This window comes from Brucella sp., from assembly GCF_032066345.1.
GTDB lineage: Bacteria > Pseudomonadota > Alphaproteobacteria > Rhizobiales > Rhizobiaceae > Brucella > Brucella pseudogrignonensis.
This window is the reverse complement of the sequence record NZ_DAMBKZ010000003.1, coordinates 249,718-264,634: the sequence shown is the minus strand read 5'-3', so window position 1 is coordinate 264,634 and position 14,917 is coordinate 249,718. Positions and strand designations below refer to the sequence as shown.

Here is a 14,917-nt window from a genome sequence, read left to right as displayed (position 1 = left end):
ATGGGTATGACACAGATAACGCACGCTAAGTTTCAGATCGGACAGGTGGTCAAGCATCGACTGTTTCCTTTCCGAGGGATCATTTTTGATGTCGATCCGGAATTTGCGAACACCGAGGAATGGTATGAGTCCATCCCTGAAGAGACCCGGCCGCGCCGCGATCAGCCGTTCTATCATTTGCTGGCAGAAAACTCGGAGTCCGAATATGTGGCCTATGTCTCTGAGCAAAACCTCGTACCGGATCTGAGCGATGAGCCGCTGCGTCATCCGCAGATCAGTGAAATGTTCGACAAGCTTGATAACGGGTCGTACCGCGTGAAGCTGCACGCCAATTAAATAAAATCGGGTATTTACTCGGATCACTTAATCAAATGCACAAACAAAAAGGGCGCTAAAAAGCGCCCTTTTCGATTCATTGCAATAGAGCAGCTTAGTTAGCTGCGCCCTTTGCCTTGGCCTGTTCAGCCTTCATCTTTTCTTCGAATTCCTTCTGGCGCTTTGCAACAGCGTCCTGAAGTTCCTTCTGGCGTTCTTCGAGTTCAGACTGCTTGAGGCCCGGGCCGGTAAGGGCTGCCGAGAAGCCGGTCAGAGCAACTGGAATCGGGTTCTGCTTGTTCTGGTAGTTGACCGAAGTCAGCGTAACCTTCGTGCCTTTTTTCAGCGCATTGATCAGATCGTCTGAAAGCGGAGCTTCAGCAATGCAGCGATCCGGGAAGCAAATGCCATACTCAAGCTTGGTTGGCTTGGCATTGTCGATCTGCAGACCGACACCAGCAGGGATCAGGCGGCCGATTGGAACAGTGACCTGAAAAATCTTACGATTGATCTTGCCCTTGATCTCGATGAGGTTAACTGCGGTCAGCAACTGGCCGGAGTCTGCAGTGATAATGTTCTGCGTGTTGCAGATGTCATTGTCTTCCTGCTTCGAGCAAACCTTGAACCAACCCTGAGGCGGCTGCTGTGCAGCTGCAGGCATCGTCGCGGAGGCAAGCAGGGCGAACGCGCCAGCAAATGCGGATGCGGCAGCGATTGTCTTCGTGCTGGTCATGATCAACAGGTTCCTTTCAACGCTATGATCTTCCGTCTCTGGTTGAGTCAGCGATAGACCGTCACTGATTAGAAAATGCGGCAACAGCGTGACCTTTGGGAATTAACATCCCATTCCGGGCGTCGTGTTACAACGACTTCTGATATGAATCCAGATGGTCGAAGCCTTTCAACCAGCAAAATACGTCATATTTTTTGTTTTAATCTGCACTGTCGCGCGTCAGACACGCTGTTAATCCGCACAAACTCAAGGTTCATGCTAATTTCGCCACACGAATCGATACTAAGATTTCACACTTATTTACAATGAACCTATTAAGTTGAACGAGGACGCGAGAAAGTTGACTGGATTGTTTGCTCTTTTCCGCAACACAGCTTTAGCCAGCCTTATCGGCATTTGCGCCAGCATCGCTCCAGCGAAGGCCGAAAATGGTGCAGCGCCAGACTATGCACTTTCAATGCATGGCGACGTGGCACTGCCTGCTGATTTCACCAGCTTTCTATATGCCAATCCCGACGCGCCAAAAGGCGGCGCGCTGCGTATGGGTGTTGTCGGAACGTTTGACAGCCTTAATCCGTTCGTTCTCAAAAGTATGCGTACAACCGCGCGCGCTCTTTTCAGCGATGCCGATTTCGGGAATCTGGTCTACGAAACGCTGATGCAGCGTTCACGCGATGAACCTTTCACGCTTTACGGATTGCTTGCAGAGAAGGTCGCGATCGACCCGGAACGCAAATGGGTCGAATTCACGCTCAATCCAAAAGCAAAATGGTCTGATGGTGAACCGGTAACAGTTGAGGATGTCATCTTCACCTACGACATTCTCACGGAAAAAGGCCGTCCGCCTTACAACAATCGAATGAGCCGGATCGAGAAAATCGAAAAGACCGGCGAGCGCTCCGTGCGCTTTGTCTTCAATGACAAATCCGATCGGGAGTTTCCGATGCTGATTGCCGGAACGATGCCGGTGCTGCCCAAGCACGCAATCGATCCAGCGACATTTGGCAATTCGACACTCAAGCCTCCAGTGGGAAGCGGCCCTTACACCGTCTCTGGCGTTCAGCCCGGCCAGCGCATCACCTATAAGCGCAACCCGGATTACTGGGGCAAGGATCTGCCAGTTCAGCATGGGTTGAATAACTTCGACACGATCTCAATTGAGTATTATCGCAATGAGACATCGCTGTTTGAGTCCTTCAAGAAGGGCATTCTCGACGTATTCATCGATGCCAATCCGACACGCTGGGAAAAATCCTACGACTTCCCGGCAGTCAAGGAAGGCAAAGTCGTTAAAGAAAACTTCGAGAAGGGAACGCCAGCAAATATGCTTGGCTTCGTCTTCAACACACGCCGTCCAGTGTTCGAAGATCGTCGCGTCAGACAGGCACTCGGGCTTCTGTTCGATTTTGAATGGGCCAATCGCAATCTCTTTGCGGGTCAGTATGAACGCCTGCAAAGTTTCTGGGAAGGCTCAGATCTGTCATCGGTAGGTAAAGCTGCTGATGCGCGCGAGCGGAAGCTTCTCGCTGCTTTCCCTGATGCTGTTCGCAAGGATGTGTTGGAAGGAACGTGGCATCCATCGACCACCGACGGCACCGGTCATGATCGCGGCCCGGCCAAGGAAGCTTATGAACTGCTGATAGATGCCGGCTTCTCGTTTGAGCATGGCAAGGCGATTGATCCATCTGGCAAGCTATTCCAGTTTGAAATCATGACACGTTCGGCTGATGAGGAAAAGGTAGCACTGGCCTATAAGCGCAACCTCGCCCGCCTCGGAATCGATGCCGAAATTCGCACCGCTGATGACGCACAGTATCAGCAGCGTTTGCAGACATTCGACTACGACATGATCCTCGGTGCCCTCACGGGCTCGCTATCACCAGGCAACGAGCAATGGATGCGCTGGGGCTCTGCATCACGCGATGCACAAGGCAGCTTCAACTATCCCGGCGTATCCGATCCGGCAGTCGATGCGATGATCGAAGCGATGCTTGCGGCGCGGGAACGCGATGATTTTGTGAGTGCCGTGCGTGCCCTCGACCGCATTCTCATCTCCGGTGATTATTACATCCCGCTCTATTACCTGCCTTATCAGTGGGTGGCACGGTGGGATCGGATCAGACATCCGGAGAAAACATCGCTTTACGGCTATCAGTTGCCAACCTGGTGGCAGGCGAGCAAATAGACTGAGTTGATCGCGTCGTAATTCACCCTACATTTTCGATCTATAAAGATAAGCAAGCTGGAGGATAGTTCGCCTGCTTGCCGAACGGAGCACCTTATGACCACAAGAAAAATCACCATCGACGTTGTGTCTGATGTCGTTTGTCCATGGTGCTTCCTCGGCCGCAAGAGGCTGGAACAGGCACTTGAATTGACGCCCGAAGTTGACGCGGAAGTTCGCTGGCGTCCTTATCAGCTCGACCCTTCTCTGCCTCCACAGGGCAAGGATCGTCAGGCCTATATGCGCGAAAAATTCGGTACCGGCTCGAAAATTGACGACATTCACAAGCAGCTAACTGAGCTTGGCGAAGAGAACGATATTGTTTTCGATTTTGAAGCCATTACGCGCGCGCCCAATACGCTTGATGCTCACCGTCTGATCCATTGGGCTGCACAGGCCGGGCCCGGTCTTCAGGACAAGCTGGTTGGCCGACTATTCTCGCTCTATTTCGAGCAGGGACAGGATATTGGCGACCATGAAGTGTTGATTGATGCTGCAGCAAGCGTTGGTATGGAAGCACCGATCGTTGCCCGCCTCCTGCAAAGCGAGGCCGACAAGGCCACGATCCGCGAAGAAATCGACACTGCAAACCGTATCGGGGTGCGCGGCGTTCCGTGCTTCATCATCGACCAGAAATATGCCGTCATGGGTGCGCAATCAGCCTCCGCTCTTGCTGATGCTATTCAGCAGACAGCGGAAGGTTTTGAGCCTGGCATTTCCGAAGACCGCTGATACCCGAATAAGCAACAAAAAAGCCCGCGCATTCATTCAGATGCGCGGGCTTTTTCTTTAAATATCAAGCAAATGCTTACATGCTTTCGTCTGATACGCGAACCAGCGTCCAGCACGGCTGCTTGGCAAATTCAAATTCCATATATTCGCCATTGTCGGTGCCTTTGATTACGACAATCTTATTGCCGTTTTCACCGTCTTTGTACTCAGCCTGTTTCTTTCTTCCGGCCAGCGTTTCCACATCTGGCATCACCGGCCATTCAACATCAGCGAGCGGAACTTCGGTGCTGACCTTCTTTGGCTCCGGATCGGCTTCCATATCCAAGCTCTCAAAGATGACGGTCTTTGCGGTATTGGCTTCCTGAATCGAAATATCATGGCTGAAAGTCTTGACGAAATGCTCAATCGTCTCAACCTTGCAATTCGGCGTAGACAAAGCGAAAGCCGATTGAGAAACAAATAGGAGTGCTGCAGCGGCGCAGGAAACGCGCAAAGCATTCTTTAGCATCAAAGTTCTCTCCGTTTTAAACTTCAGAGCCGGGGAGTGGCACTGAACCCTCAGTGTTTAATAGCTAACTGTTTAACTGCCGGTAGCAATCTTGGCCAGCTGAGTCATGATGACTGCCGAGCCATTAAGACGCTTTTCGGGCGTAGCCCAATCGCGAATGAAAACAATGCTCTGATCTGGTCTGATCTTGGCCATGGAGCCCTGCTCGCCGATCATCTTCACCAGCCCAACAGGGTTGTTGAAAGTTGCATTGCGGAACTGGATAACCACACCCTTCGGACCGGCATCGAGCTTCTCGACATTGGTGCGGCGGCAGAGTGCCTTGATGTAAACGATCTTGAGCAGATGCTGCACTTCTTCCGGCATTGGTCCGAAACGGTCGATCAGTTCTGCGCCGAATGCATCGATTTCCTGCGGTTCTTCAAGGTCTGCAAGACGACGATACAGGCCAAGGCGCAATTGCAGATCCGGCACATAGGCCTCCGGAATCATCACAGCCGTACCGATAGCAATCTGCGGCGACCACTGGCTGTCTTCGACTTCAATGGTGCCCTTGAGCGTTGCAACCGCTTCTTCCAGCATCTGCTGATAAAGCTCGAAGCCCACTTCCTTGATGTGACCGGATTGTTCTTCGCCAAGCAGATTGCCCGCACCGCGAATATCCATGTCATGGCTTGCTAGCTGGAAGCCCGCGCCAAGTGTGTCGAGCGATTGCAGAACCTTGAGGCGGCGCTCGGCAGTCTGCGTCAGCGTGCGACCGGCAGGCAGTGTGAACAACGCGAAAGCACGCTGCTTGGAGCGACCAACACGTCCCCGCAACTGATAAAGCTGCGCCAAACCGAACATATCGGCGCGATGCACGATCATCGTATTGGCCGTCGGAATATCGAGGCCCGATTCCACGATGGTCGTCGACAGCAGCACATCATATTGCCCGTCATAGAAGGCATTCATGATGTCGTCGAGCATACCCGGCGCCATCTGGCCATGTGCCACGGCCACTTTCAGTTCCGGCACATGGTCCTTCAGGAATTCCTCGATCTCTGTGAGATCGGCAATGCGCGGGCAAACATAGAAGCTCTGGCCACCACGATAACGTTCACGCAGCAATGTTTCGCGGATCACCAGCGGATCAAACGGCGATACGAAGGTACGCACGGCCATGCGGTCGACCGGTGGCGTCGTAATCAGTGAAAGCTCGCGCACGCCTGTCAAAGCCAGCTGCAATGTGCGTGGGATCGGCGTTGCGGAAAGCGTCAGGACGTGAATGTCCGACTTCAGTTCCTTGAGCCGTTCCTTGTGCTTCACACCGAAATGCTGCTCTTCGTCAATGATAAGCAAGCCGAGATTTCTGATCTTGATAGAGTTGCCCAACAGTGCGTGGGTGCCAACCACAATATCTACGGTCCCGTCTTCAAGACCCTTCTTCGTAGCGGCCAGCTCTTTGGTACCGACAAGACGCGATGCATGTGCGACATTGACCGGAAGACCATGGAAGCGCGTCGAGAAAGTCTTGAAATGCTGGCGCGATAGAAGCGTGGTCGGTACGACGACAGCCACCTGAAAGCCGCTCAAGGCTGCAACGAACGCCGCGCGAAGCGCCACTTCCGTCTTGCCGAAACCAACGTCACCGCAGATGAGGCGATCCATTGGCTTGCCTGCACCGAGATCGTCCGTGATGGCATCAATGGCGCGCAACTGATCTTCGGTTTCATCATAAGGGAAACGCGCTGCGAATTCTGCGTAAAGACCTTCTGGCGGCTGCATGACTGGCGCGCCACGCATCTGTCGTTCAGCTGCGATCTGGATCAGATGTCCGGCAATCTCAAGTAGGCGCTTCTTAAGCTTGGCTTTGCGCATCTGCCATGCGCCACCGCCAAGCTTATCAAGAACAGCTTCCGATCCTTCCGACCCGAAGCGAGAGAGCAGCTCAATATTCTCAACTGGCAGAAACAGCCGATCATCGCCCGCATAATGAATTTCAAGACAATCATGCGGCGCACCTGCAGCCGTAATTGTCTTAAGACCGATGAAGCGACCAATACCGTGATCGACGTGAACGACGATATCGCCAGCCGAAAGCGAAGCCGCTTCCGAAATGAAATCCTGATCGCGCTTGCGTCGTTTGGAACGGCGTACAAGGCGATCGCCCAGAATGTCCTGTTCGGCAACGACAACCAGATCGCCTGCATCGAACCCGCTTTCAACAGCAAGAACCGCAGCCGTGATCTTGTCACGCGACAGTGCCTTAACGGTGGAAAGGCGATCCACCGTCTCGATCTTTTCAAGGCCGTGCTCGTCCAACACCTGCAAGAGACGGTCGAGCGAACCTTCCGACCATGCGGCCACCAGCACTTTTTTGCCAGCCACGCGCAGATCGGCGATATATTTCACCGCCGCTTCAAACAGGTTCACATCGGTCGCAGCGCGCTCTTCCGCAAAACTGCGACCTTTATGAACGTCAGCATGAACAACCGTGCGGCCTGAGACTTCCGGTGTGCCGAACGGTGTCAGATCAATGCGCAGACCATTCGTTTCTGCAATTGCTTCAACTTCGCGGGGCGTCAGATAAAGCGCTTCCGGCTTAACCGGCTTATACGGCACAGCATCACTGCCCGGCTCTTTGCCTTCGGACTGTCGCAGACGCGACTCAAAATGATCGACGACCATCGTATGACGCTCGGTCAGCGCTTCATGCACCAGATGATCGAACACAACCGGCATGTCGCCCGTATGGTCAAATACGGTTTCGAGATTGTCGTAAAACAGCGGCAGCCAGTGTTCCATACCGGCAAAGCGACGCCCTTCGCTGATCGCCTGATAAAGCGCATCATCACGCTGTGGTGCGCCGAACATCGCCACGTAATTCTTGCGGAAACGGCTGATCATATCCGGCGAGAGCGAAATTTCGCTCATAGGCTGAAGCACGAATTCCTTGCGCGCGCCTGTGGTGCGCTGCGATGCCGGATCGAACGCGCGGATTGTTTCGAGCGTGTCGCCAAAGAAATCGAGCCGCAGCGGTTCTTCTGAACCCGGCGCATAAAGATCAAGAATGCCACCGCGCACAGCATATTCGCCAATGTCACGCACAGTCGAGACACGCTCAAAGCCGTTACGCTCAAGCCGTGCACTCAGATCATTCATATTGAGCTGATTACCGGGGCGTGCGGAAATCACCTGCTCGGCGATGGCGGCCTGCGGTGGCAGCTTTTGCAGAATGGCGTTGGCAGTGGTGATAATGACAGCTGGATGCGGCGTTTTCTTGAGCGATGCCAAGGCAGCCAGTGCCGCAAGCCTGCGCGCCGATGCATCAGCCCCCGGCGACACACGATCATATGGCAGACAGTCCCATGCTGGCAGATGCAGCACAGGAAGATCGGGCGAAACAAAGTTCAACACTTGTTCCAGATCAGCAATGCGCTGGCCATCGCGCACAATATACAAGACAGGCCCGCGTTCTCCGATCTCTTCGACCAGACGCGCAAGACAAAAAGCCTCGAAACCATCGGCTACGCCGTCGATAACGATATGCTTGCCATTTTTAACGCTTGGGCCGGTTTTAAGACCAAATTTGCTGAATACGGGCATGGGGATTTATTCTCAGAATTCTATGCGGTCGCGGAAAGCGATAATGTCTCGGAATAAAGGTGTATCGTATTCCTGTGATGTTTCGCTTTCGCCTGTCACCCACTTCAAAAGATCTCGGTCGAGCACCTCAAGAATCTGCTCAAACTCATCCAACTGTGCATCGGTGAAGTCTGGAAGATATTGATCGGCATACTGGCCGAGGATCAGATCCATCTCGCGCATACCGCGATGCCAGGCGCGGAACAGAAGCTTGCGACGCCTTACATCAAGATTCCCTGCCGCAAGTGTGCTGCCAGTCATTGTTTAAGCGCTCCGTTAACAAATATGTTGCCGGTATATAGCATCTGTTGGCGATGAGGGAACCTGTTTCCTCAATAAGAACAAAAATAGTACAAAACCATTTCAAAGGCTTGCACAGAAAAGCAAAGCAGTTAATGCTCCCCGCCATGCGTCCGTCTGTGCTTGATCCGTTTTTCGCTTCCGTCCGCTCACTTTCCGGCATTGGCCCGAAAGTGGCAGCTTTGCTTGGCAAACTTTTAGGCACAGATGTGCCCGGAGCCGAGCCAAAAGTTGGCCAGCTTCTTTTCCTGCCGCCTCACAGTGTGATCGACCGGCGCAATCGCCCTGGGGTAGCCTTTGCGCAGGAAGGCGCGATTGTCACGCTTGAGGTGATGGTTGATCAGCATCAGCCAGCACCGCGTGGACGCGGCAATGTCCCACATCGCGTAATTGCGCATGATGATACTGGCGAAATCATCCTCACATTCTTTCATGCGCAATTGCCTTGGCTTGAAAAGATGCTGCCCGAAGGCGAAACTGTAATCGTTTCTGGCAAGGTCGAATGGTTCAACGGGCGTGCCTCGATGGTACATCCGGATTATATCGCAAGCCCTGAAGATGCAGCCAATCTGCCCATGGTCGAACCCGTCTATCCGCTGACGGCTGGGCTTTCTTCCAAAACGCTTGGCCGCGCCATGAAAGAAGCTCTGACACGCGTGCCGGTGCTGCCCGAGTGGATTGACGGGCCGTTGATTGCACGCGAACGATTTACCGCTTTCAAAGACGCACTCAACACGATGCATCTGCCGGAAGACCCCAGCGATATTGCGCTTGAAAGCATTACGCGGCGCAGATTGGCTTATGACGAGTTTCTGGCGGGTCAGCTTGCGCTGGCTCTCGTGCGTGCCAAAACACGCCGCCTTTCAGGGCGTCCGCTGGAAGGCAATGGCCGCATCGTTGCTGAAATCATGCGCCACCTCCCCTATAAACTGACAGGGAGCCAGGATCAGGCGGTTCGCGAAATCATCACCGATCTTAAATCGCCTGAGCGTATGCTTCGCCTGCTACAAGGCGATGTCGGCTCAGGTAAGACGGTTGTGGGCCTTTTATCGATGGCACATGCTGCGGAATCTGGTGGTCAGTCTGCCCTGATGGCGCCTACGGAAGTGCTGGCAAGGCAGCATTTTGCAACCATTGCGCCTCTGGCAGAAAAGGTTGGGCTGAAAGCCGCTCTTCTTACAGGTCGCGAAAAAGGCAAGGAACGCAATGCCGTGCTTGAGGGCTTGAAAAGCGGCGAAGTCGATATTGTTATCGGCACCCATGCGCTTTTTCAGGAGAAGGTCGAGTATCACGATCTCGTCTTCGTCATCATCGACGAGCAGCATCGTTTCGGCGTGCATCAGCGTCTGATGCTGACGGCAAAAGGCAGCGCGCCCGACATGCTGGTGATGACGGCAACCCCTATTCCACGCACGCTGGTTCTGACCGCATTTGGCGATATGGATGTATCCAAGCTCACCGAAAAGCCCGCCGGACGCCAGCCGATTACCACTGCCATTCTGCCCATGGAACGCATGGGCGAACTTGTCGAGCGTATTCGGAAGGCCGTTCACGAAGGGCAGAAGATCTATTGGATTTGCCCACTCGTTGAGGAATCCGAAGTCGTAGAGCTGACTTCCGCCGAAGAACGCTTTGAATCGCTCAAATCTGTTTTTGGCAACAAGATCGGCCTCATCCATGGCCGCATGAATGGTGCTGAAAAAGACGAAGCCATGCGCGCTTTCAAGCAGGGCGAAACACGGCTGCTCGTCGCCACCACCGTCATTGAGGTTGGCGTCGACGTGCCGGATGCAACGATCATCGTCATCGAACATGCGGAACGTTTCGGCCTATCCCAATTGCACCAGCTGCGCGGGCGCGTCGGACGTGGCGACAAACCATCCACCTGTCTTCTGCTTTATAAAGGTCCGCTTGGTGAAATCGGACAGGCGCGTCTCAAGGTGATGCGTGAAACGGAAGACGGTTTCCGCATCGCCGAAGAAGATCTGAAGCTGCGCGGTGAAGGCGAGCTGCTTGGCACCCGCCAATCCGGTACACCAGGCTTCCGTCTTGCTTCGATTGAGGCACACGGAGACCTGCTGGAAATCGCCCGCAAAGATGCCCGTTATGTGTTGACCAGCGACCCCGACCTTGAAAGCGAACGCGGAAAGGCACTGCGCGTTCTGCTCTATCTTTTCGGTCGCGATGAGGCCATTCGTCTGCTACGCGCAGGATAAAGCATGTCGCGGAAAAGTGGGAACCGGTTTTCCGATAACGACATGCACGAAATTAAAGACGAAAATGGCCGCATCGCTGCGGCCTTTTCTATTTATCTGTCAAAATTTCCAGATAAGCGATTGTTTTAATTTATTCTACAGTCACTGACTTTGCGAGATTACGCGGCTGATCGACGTCTGTACCCATCAGAATAGCGGTGTGATAAGCGAGCATCTGGATCGGCAGGGCATAGACCAACGGCGTGATAAACTCAGGCACATCCGGCAGAACGATGGTCGCCATCGTATCAAGGCTCGCTGCCGCAGCACCCTTCTTATCGGTGATGAGAATGATGCGACCGCCGCGTGCTGCCACTTCCTGCATGTTGGAAACGGTCTTCTCATAAAGACGATCCGACGGTGCAATGACGATAACCGGCATGGTCTCATCGATGAGCGCAATCGGGCCGTGCTTGAGTTCGCCAGCCGCATAGCCTTCGGCATGAATGTAGGAAATTTCCTTGAGCTTCAGCGCACCTTCCATCGCCAGCGGGAAGGATGTTCCGCGGCCGAGATAAAGCACATGATTAACCTTGGCCAGCTCATGGCAGACGGCAGCAATCTGGTCTTCAAGCTTGAGAACCTGATTAAGGAAGCGCGGAGCTTCCGAAAGCTGGCGCACCAGCTCCTGCTCGCGCTTGTCATCAATCGCACCGCGTGCTTTAGCAGCAGCAATAGCAAGTGATGCCATGGTCGACAGCTGGCAGGTGAAAGCCTTGGTCGATGCAACACCGATTTCAGGACCGGCAAGCGTCGGGAACACAGCATCCGATTCACGCGCAATGGTCGAGCCAGTGACATTGACCACGGAGGCGATTTTCAGGCCCTGTGACTTACAATAACGAAGCGAAGCAAGCGTATCTGCCGTTTCACCAGACTGCGAAACAAACATCGCGAGCGAATCTTTTGAAAGCGGCATTTCGCGATAGCGGAATTCCGAAGCGATATCGCTGTCGACTGGCAAACGTGCGATCTGCTCAAACCAGTATTTACCCACCGAAGCTGCGTAGAAAGCCGTACCGCAAGCAGAGATCGTCAGACGATCAATCTTGCTGAAATCTATGCTGACTGCTTCCGGACGCACCTTGCCGGTAGTGAAATCGAGATAATTGGCGAGCGTGTGCGAAATCACTTCCGGCTGCTCGAACATCTCTTTTTGCATGAAGTGGCGATGATTGCCCTTCGAGACCAGCATATTTGCAGTCTGCGATTTCTGAATCGTGCGCTCAACCTCTACATTGTTTTCATCATAGACGGTCACGCCCTTGCGGGTCAGCACGGCCCAGTCGCCATCTTCGAGATAAGCAATCGTATCCGTGAACGGCGAAAGCGCGATAGCGTCGGAGCCGAGGAACATTTCACCTTCGCCATAGCCAACAGCCAGTGGTGGTCCCTGACGGGCACCAATCAGGGTTTCTTCATCGCCTTCAAACAGAAAAGCGAGAGCAAAAGCACCCTGCAGCTGCGGCAGGCAATCGCGCACGGCTTCTACCGGCGACTTGCCCTTTTCCAGCTCACGCGTCACGAGATGTGCGACAGCTTCGGTGTCGGTTTCTGTCTCGAACTTGTAGCCTTCCGCTGCAAGCATGGTGCGCAGTTCGGCAAAATTTTCGATAATGCCGTTATGAACAACGGCCAGACGTGGCGTGATATGCGGATGCGCATTGCGCTCAACAGGCTTGCCGTGGGTCGCCCAGCGAGTGTGGCCAATGCCGATAACGCCCGGAAGCGGCTCACCTGCAAGGCGTTTTTCCAGATTGACCAGCTTGCCTTCCGCACGGCGACGATCAAGCTTGCCATCTAGCAGCGTAGCAATACCGGCAGAATCGTAACCACGATATTCAAGTCGCTTCAGCGCATCGACCAGACGCGGTGCGACTTCGTCATTGCCGATAATGCCGATAATTCCACACATAGGGTGCTCCAGATCCGAGATTCACGCATTGATTTGCGATTTAAAGATTCTAACGCTGAACGGCAACCCAAAGGACTGCCGTTTCAATCATCTGTTGGTGGTTTATTTCGAAGAGGTTTTAGCCGCTTTGATGGCAGCATACTTCTCTCGCAGGATCTTTCCCCGACCTTCTTTGGTTTCCTGTCGCGCACGACCGAAAGCCAGAGCATCCGCAGGCACATCATCCGTGATCGTGCTGCCGGATGCGATATAGGCATTATCACCAATCGATACGGGCGCAACAAGCGAGCTGTTGGAGCCAACAAATGCGTTTTGGCCGATCACGGTTTTATATTTGTTATAGCCGTCGTAATTGCAGGTGATCGTGCCTGCGCCGATATTGCTCGACGCTCCAACGGTTGCATCGCCAATATAGGTCAGGTGGTTGATCTTGGCGCCCTTGCCGACCTGCGCATTCTTCACTTCGCAGAAATTACCCACTTTAGATTTTTCGCCAAGATTTGCACCCGGACGCAAACGCGCAAACGGTCCGATCTCAGCACTCACGCCGATCTTCGCGCCTTCAATATGTGAGAAAGCATGGATCAGTGCACCAAACCCCACGTGCACGCCCTGTCCGAAGAAGACATTTGGCTCAATCACAACGTCAGCTTCGACCAGCGTATCATGCGAGAAGAACACGGTTTCAGGCGCAATCAGCGTCACACCGGCAAGCATCATTTCCTGACGCTTACGGTTCTGCCAAATTTTTTCAGCTTCAGCGAGTTCGGCGCGATTGTTGATGCCAATCACATTGTCAACCGGCACTTCAATCGCTACGACATTCAAGCCCTTGTCATGAGCAAGGCCGACAATATCCGTGAGATAATATTCGCCCTTGGCGTTCTTGTTATCAACCGCATCGAGAAGAGCAAGTGCGTGGCTTCCGCGAACGGCCATAAGTCCGCCATTGCAGAAACCGATTTTCTTCTGCGCTTCGCTCGCTTCTTTTTCCTCGATGATCGCGGTGAGCTTTCCACCTTCTTCGATCAGGCGACCATAGCCATGCGGGCTCGCGGGACGGAAACCGATAACGACAACATCGGCACCCTCTGAAAGCTTGTTGCGCGCAGCTTGCAACGAATGCGCTTCGATAAGCGGTGTATCGCCAAAGACGATCAGCAGATCATCATAACCGCGTTCAATCGCTGCACGCGCAGCCAAAACTGCGTGCGCCGTACCAAGACGTTCTTTCTGCTCGAAAGCAGAAACAGCATCGGCAACTTTTTCGACAGCGCCGCGCACCTCATCAGCACCACGTCCGACGACCAGCGCAACGTCGCTCTTACCGGTTCCCTGTACGGCTTTGACCACATGAGAGACCAAAGGCAGGCCTGCTACCTGATGCAGAACTTTTGGCAAATTCGACTTCATGCGTGTGCCTTCGCCAGCGGCAAGCACGATGGAAAGGCAGGTACGGTCTGTCATTGTATCGTCCAAAATGATTGAAGGCTTCTCTGCTCAATAGCATCAAAGCGTATATGGAAGCTTACAGCTCTTTATCCAAGTCTGCCCAATGCAGGGAAGGTTTCAAGCAGCCAGAATGAGAAAGACTGCATTCCGCCCGTAAGGAAAAGAATACCTGCAGCAATCAACAGAACGCCCATCGCTTTCTCGACCTTGCCGAGATGCACACGGAAGCGGGACAAAAACCGCATGAACGCGCCAGAGAAAAGCGCTGCGATCAAAAACGGAATACCAAGCCCAAGCGAATAGACCGCAAGCAGTGCTGCACCCTCGCCTACAGTGCTGCTGCCGCCTGCCAAAGTGAGGATCGGGCCTAAAACCGGGCCGATACAAGGCGTCCATCCAAACGCAAAAGCCAGCCCCATGACATAAGCGCCCAAAGGCGTGGCAGGCGCACTGCGCGCCTGAAAACGTGCTTCGCGTGACAGAAATGAAAAACGCAGAACACCAAGAAAGTTCAGGCCCATCAGAATGATGACGACGCCCGCCACCATTGCGATTTCCTGCTGCCACATGCGCAGGAATGCGCCGATAGAAGAAGCTCCCGCGCCAAGCGCGACGAAAACAGTGGTGAAACCGAGTACAAAGCAGATAGCCGCAAAAGCTAGCGAACGACGATGCGAAGGGGCGGCAGCAATCCGTGATTCTTTATCGGCACGAAAGTCCTCAACACTCACGCCCGCCATATAGCACAGATAAGGCGGTACAAGCGGCAGAACACAGGGCGAAAGAAACGACAGCGCACCCGCACCGGCAGCCGTCAGATAAGAAACACTAAGCACCAAAACCTCATTTTTCACAT

11 protein-coding genes are annotated in these 14,917 nt (G+C 53.7%); 4 read left to right on the top strand and 7 right to left on the bottom strand.

The window, feature by feature from the left end:
• Complete coding sequence (gene hspQ, locus RT142_RS05995) at positions 1-336, top strand: heat shock protein HspQ (protein ID WP_064321615.1); 336 nt, start codon at positions 1-3, stop codon at positions 334-336.
• Between the two features lie 94 nt (positions 337-430).
• Here hspQ and RT142_RS05990 read toward each other — a convergent pair whose 3' ends face one another.
• Complete coding sequence (locus RT142_RS05990; RefSeq protein WP_007878867.1) at positions 431-1,048, bottom strand: invasion associated locus B family protein; 618 nt, start codon at positions 1,046-1,048, stop codon at positions 431-433.
• Positions 1,049-1,505: 457 nt separating this feature from the next.
• Here RT142_RS05990 and RT142_RS05985 point away from each other — a divergent pair, with 457 nt between their 5' ends.
• Together RT142_RS05985 and RT142_RS05980 are read left to right on the top strand one after the other, a co-directional pair.
• Entirely contained in the window at positions 1,506-3,233 is a 1,728-nt protein-coding gene (locus RT142_RS05985; protein WP_313028022.1) for an extracellular solute-binding protein, read from the top strand.
• A gap of 96 nt (positions 3,234-3,329) precedes the next feature.
• On the top strand, positions 3,330-4,004 hold the full coding sequence (locus tag RT142_RS05980) for a DsbA family oxidoreductase (protein WP_007878865.1): 675 nt from the start codon (positions 3,330-3,332) through the stop codon (positions 4,002-4,004).
• A gap of 76 nt (positions 4,005-4,080) precedes the next feature.
• Here the strand turns inward: RT142_RS05980 and RT142_RS05975 are convergent, their stop codons facing one another.
• The 3 genes from RT142_RS05975 to RT142_RS05965 all read right to left on the bottom strand — a co-directional run bounded on the left by RT142_RS05975 (position 4,081) and on the right by RT142_RS05965 (position 8,400).
• Positions 4,081-4,512, bottom strand: coding sequence for a hypothetical protein (locus tag RT142_RS05975; protein ID WP_007878861.1), 432 nt, complete (start codon positions 4,510-4,512; stop codon positions 4,081-4,083).
• Positions 4,513-4,584: 72 nt separating this feature from the next.
• Positions 4,585-8,100, bottom strand: coding sequence for a transcription-repair coupling factor (mfd, locus tag RT142_RS05970; RefSeq protein ID WP_313027930.1), 3,516 nt, complete (start codon positions 8,098-8,100; stop codon positions 4,585-4,587).
• A gap of 12 nt (positions 8,101-8,112) precedes the next feature.
• Entirely contained in the window at positions 8,113-8,400 is a 288-nt protein-coding gene (locus tag RT142_RS05965) for a succinate dehydrogenase assembly factor 2 (RefSeq protein ID WP_313027929.1), read from the bottom strand.
• A 134-nt stretch (positions 8,401-8,534) separates the two neighbouring features.
• On the opposite strand from RT142_RS05965, the gene recG reads away from it, so the two are divergent.
• Positions 8,535-10,655 (top strand): ATP-dependent DNA helicase RecG, encoded by a 2,121-nt coding sequence (gene recG, locus RT142_RS05960; protein ID WP_313027928.1) that lies wholly within the window; start codon positions 8,535-8,537, stop codon positions 10,653-10,655.
• A 130-nt stretch (positions 10,656-10,785) separates the two neighbouring features.
• Here recG and glmS read toward each other — a convergent pair whose 3' ends face one another.
• The 3 genes from glmS to RT142_RS05945 form a co-directional block, all read right to left on the bottom strand.
• Positions 10,786-12,609, bottom strand: a complete 1,824-nt coding sequence (gene glmS / locus RT142_RS05955) for a glutamine--fructose-6-phosphate transaminase (isomerizing) (RefSeq protein WP_007878851.1) — start codon at positions 12,607-12,609, stop codon at positions 10,786-10,788.
• 102 nt (positions 12,610-12,711) lie between these two features.
• The gene (gene glmU, locus RT142_RS05950) at positions 12,712-14,076 is read right to left on the bottom strand and encodes a bifunctional UDP-N-acetylglucosamine diphosphorylase/glucosamine-1-phosphate N-acetyltransferase GlmU (RefSeq protein WP_313027927.1); all 1,365 of its coding nucleotides are present in this window, start codon (positions 14,074-14,076) and stop codon (positions 12,712-12,714) included.
• A 71-nt stretch (positions 14,077-14,147) separates the two neighbouring features.
• Complete coding sequence (locus RT142_RS05945) at positions 14,148-14,897, bottom strand: cytochrome c biogenesis CcdA family protein (protein ID WP_313027926.1); 750 nt, start codon at positions 14,895-14,897, stop codon at positions 14,148-14,150.
• Positions 14,898-14,917 lie beyond the last annotated feature (20 nt).

Excerpts from the sequence above, each read along its gene's own strand:
- RT142_RS05980 (WP_007878865.1), top strand. The coding sequence starts at position 3,330 with ATGACCACAAGAAAAATCACCATCGACGTTGTGTCTGATGTCGTTTGT.
- RT142_RS05985 (WP_313028022.1), top strand. The coding sequence starts at position 1,506 with ATGCATGGCGACGTGGCACTGCCTGCTGATTTCACCAGCTTTCTATAT.
- RT142_RS05990 (WP_007878867.1), bottom strand. The coding sequence starts at position 1,048 with ATGACCAGCACGAAGACAATCGCTGCCGCATCCGCATTTGCTGGCGCG.
- glmU (WP_313027927.1), bottom strand. The coding sequence starts at position 14,076 with ATGACAGACCGTACCTGCCTTTCCATCGTGCTTGCCGCTGGCGAAGGC.
- glmS (WP_007878851.1), bottom strand. The coding sequence starts at position 12,609 with ATGTGTGGAATTATCGGCATTATCGGCAATGACGAAGTCGCACCGCGT.
- recG (WP_313027928.1), top strand. The coding sequence starts at position 8,535 with ATGCTCCCCGCCATGCGTCCGTCTGTGCTTGATCCGTTTTTCGCTTCC.
- RT142_RS05975 (WP_007878861.1), bottom strand. The coding sequence starts at position 4,512 with ATGCTAAAGAATGCTTTGCGCGTTTCCTGCGCCGCTGCAGCACTCCTA.
- RT142_RS05965 (WP_313027929.1), bottom strand. The coding sequence starts at position 8,400 with ATGACTGGCAGCACACTTGCGGCAGGGAATCTTGATGTAAGGCGTCGC.
- hspQ (WP_064321615.1), top strand. The coding sequence starts at position 1 with ATGGGTATGACACAGATAACGCACGCTAAGTTTCAGATCGGACAGGTG.
- mfd (WP_313027930.1), bottom strand. The coding sequence starts at position 8,100 with ATGCCCGTATTCAGCAAATTTGGTCTTAAAACCGGCCCAAGCGTTAAA.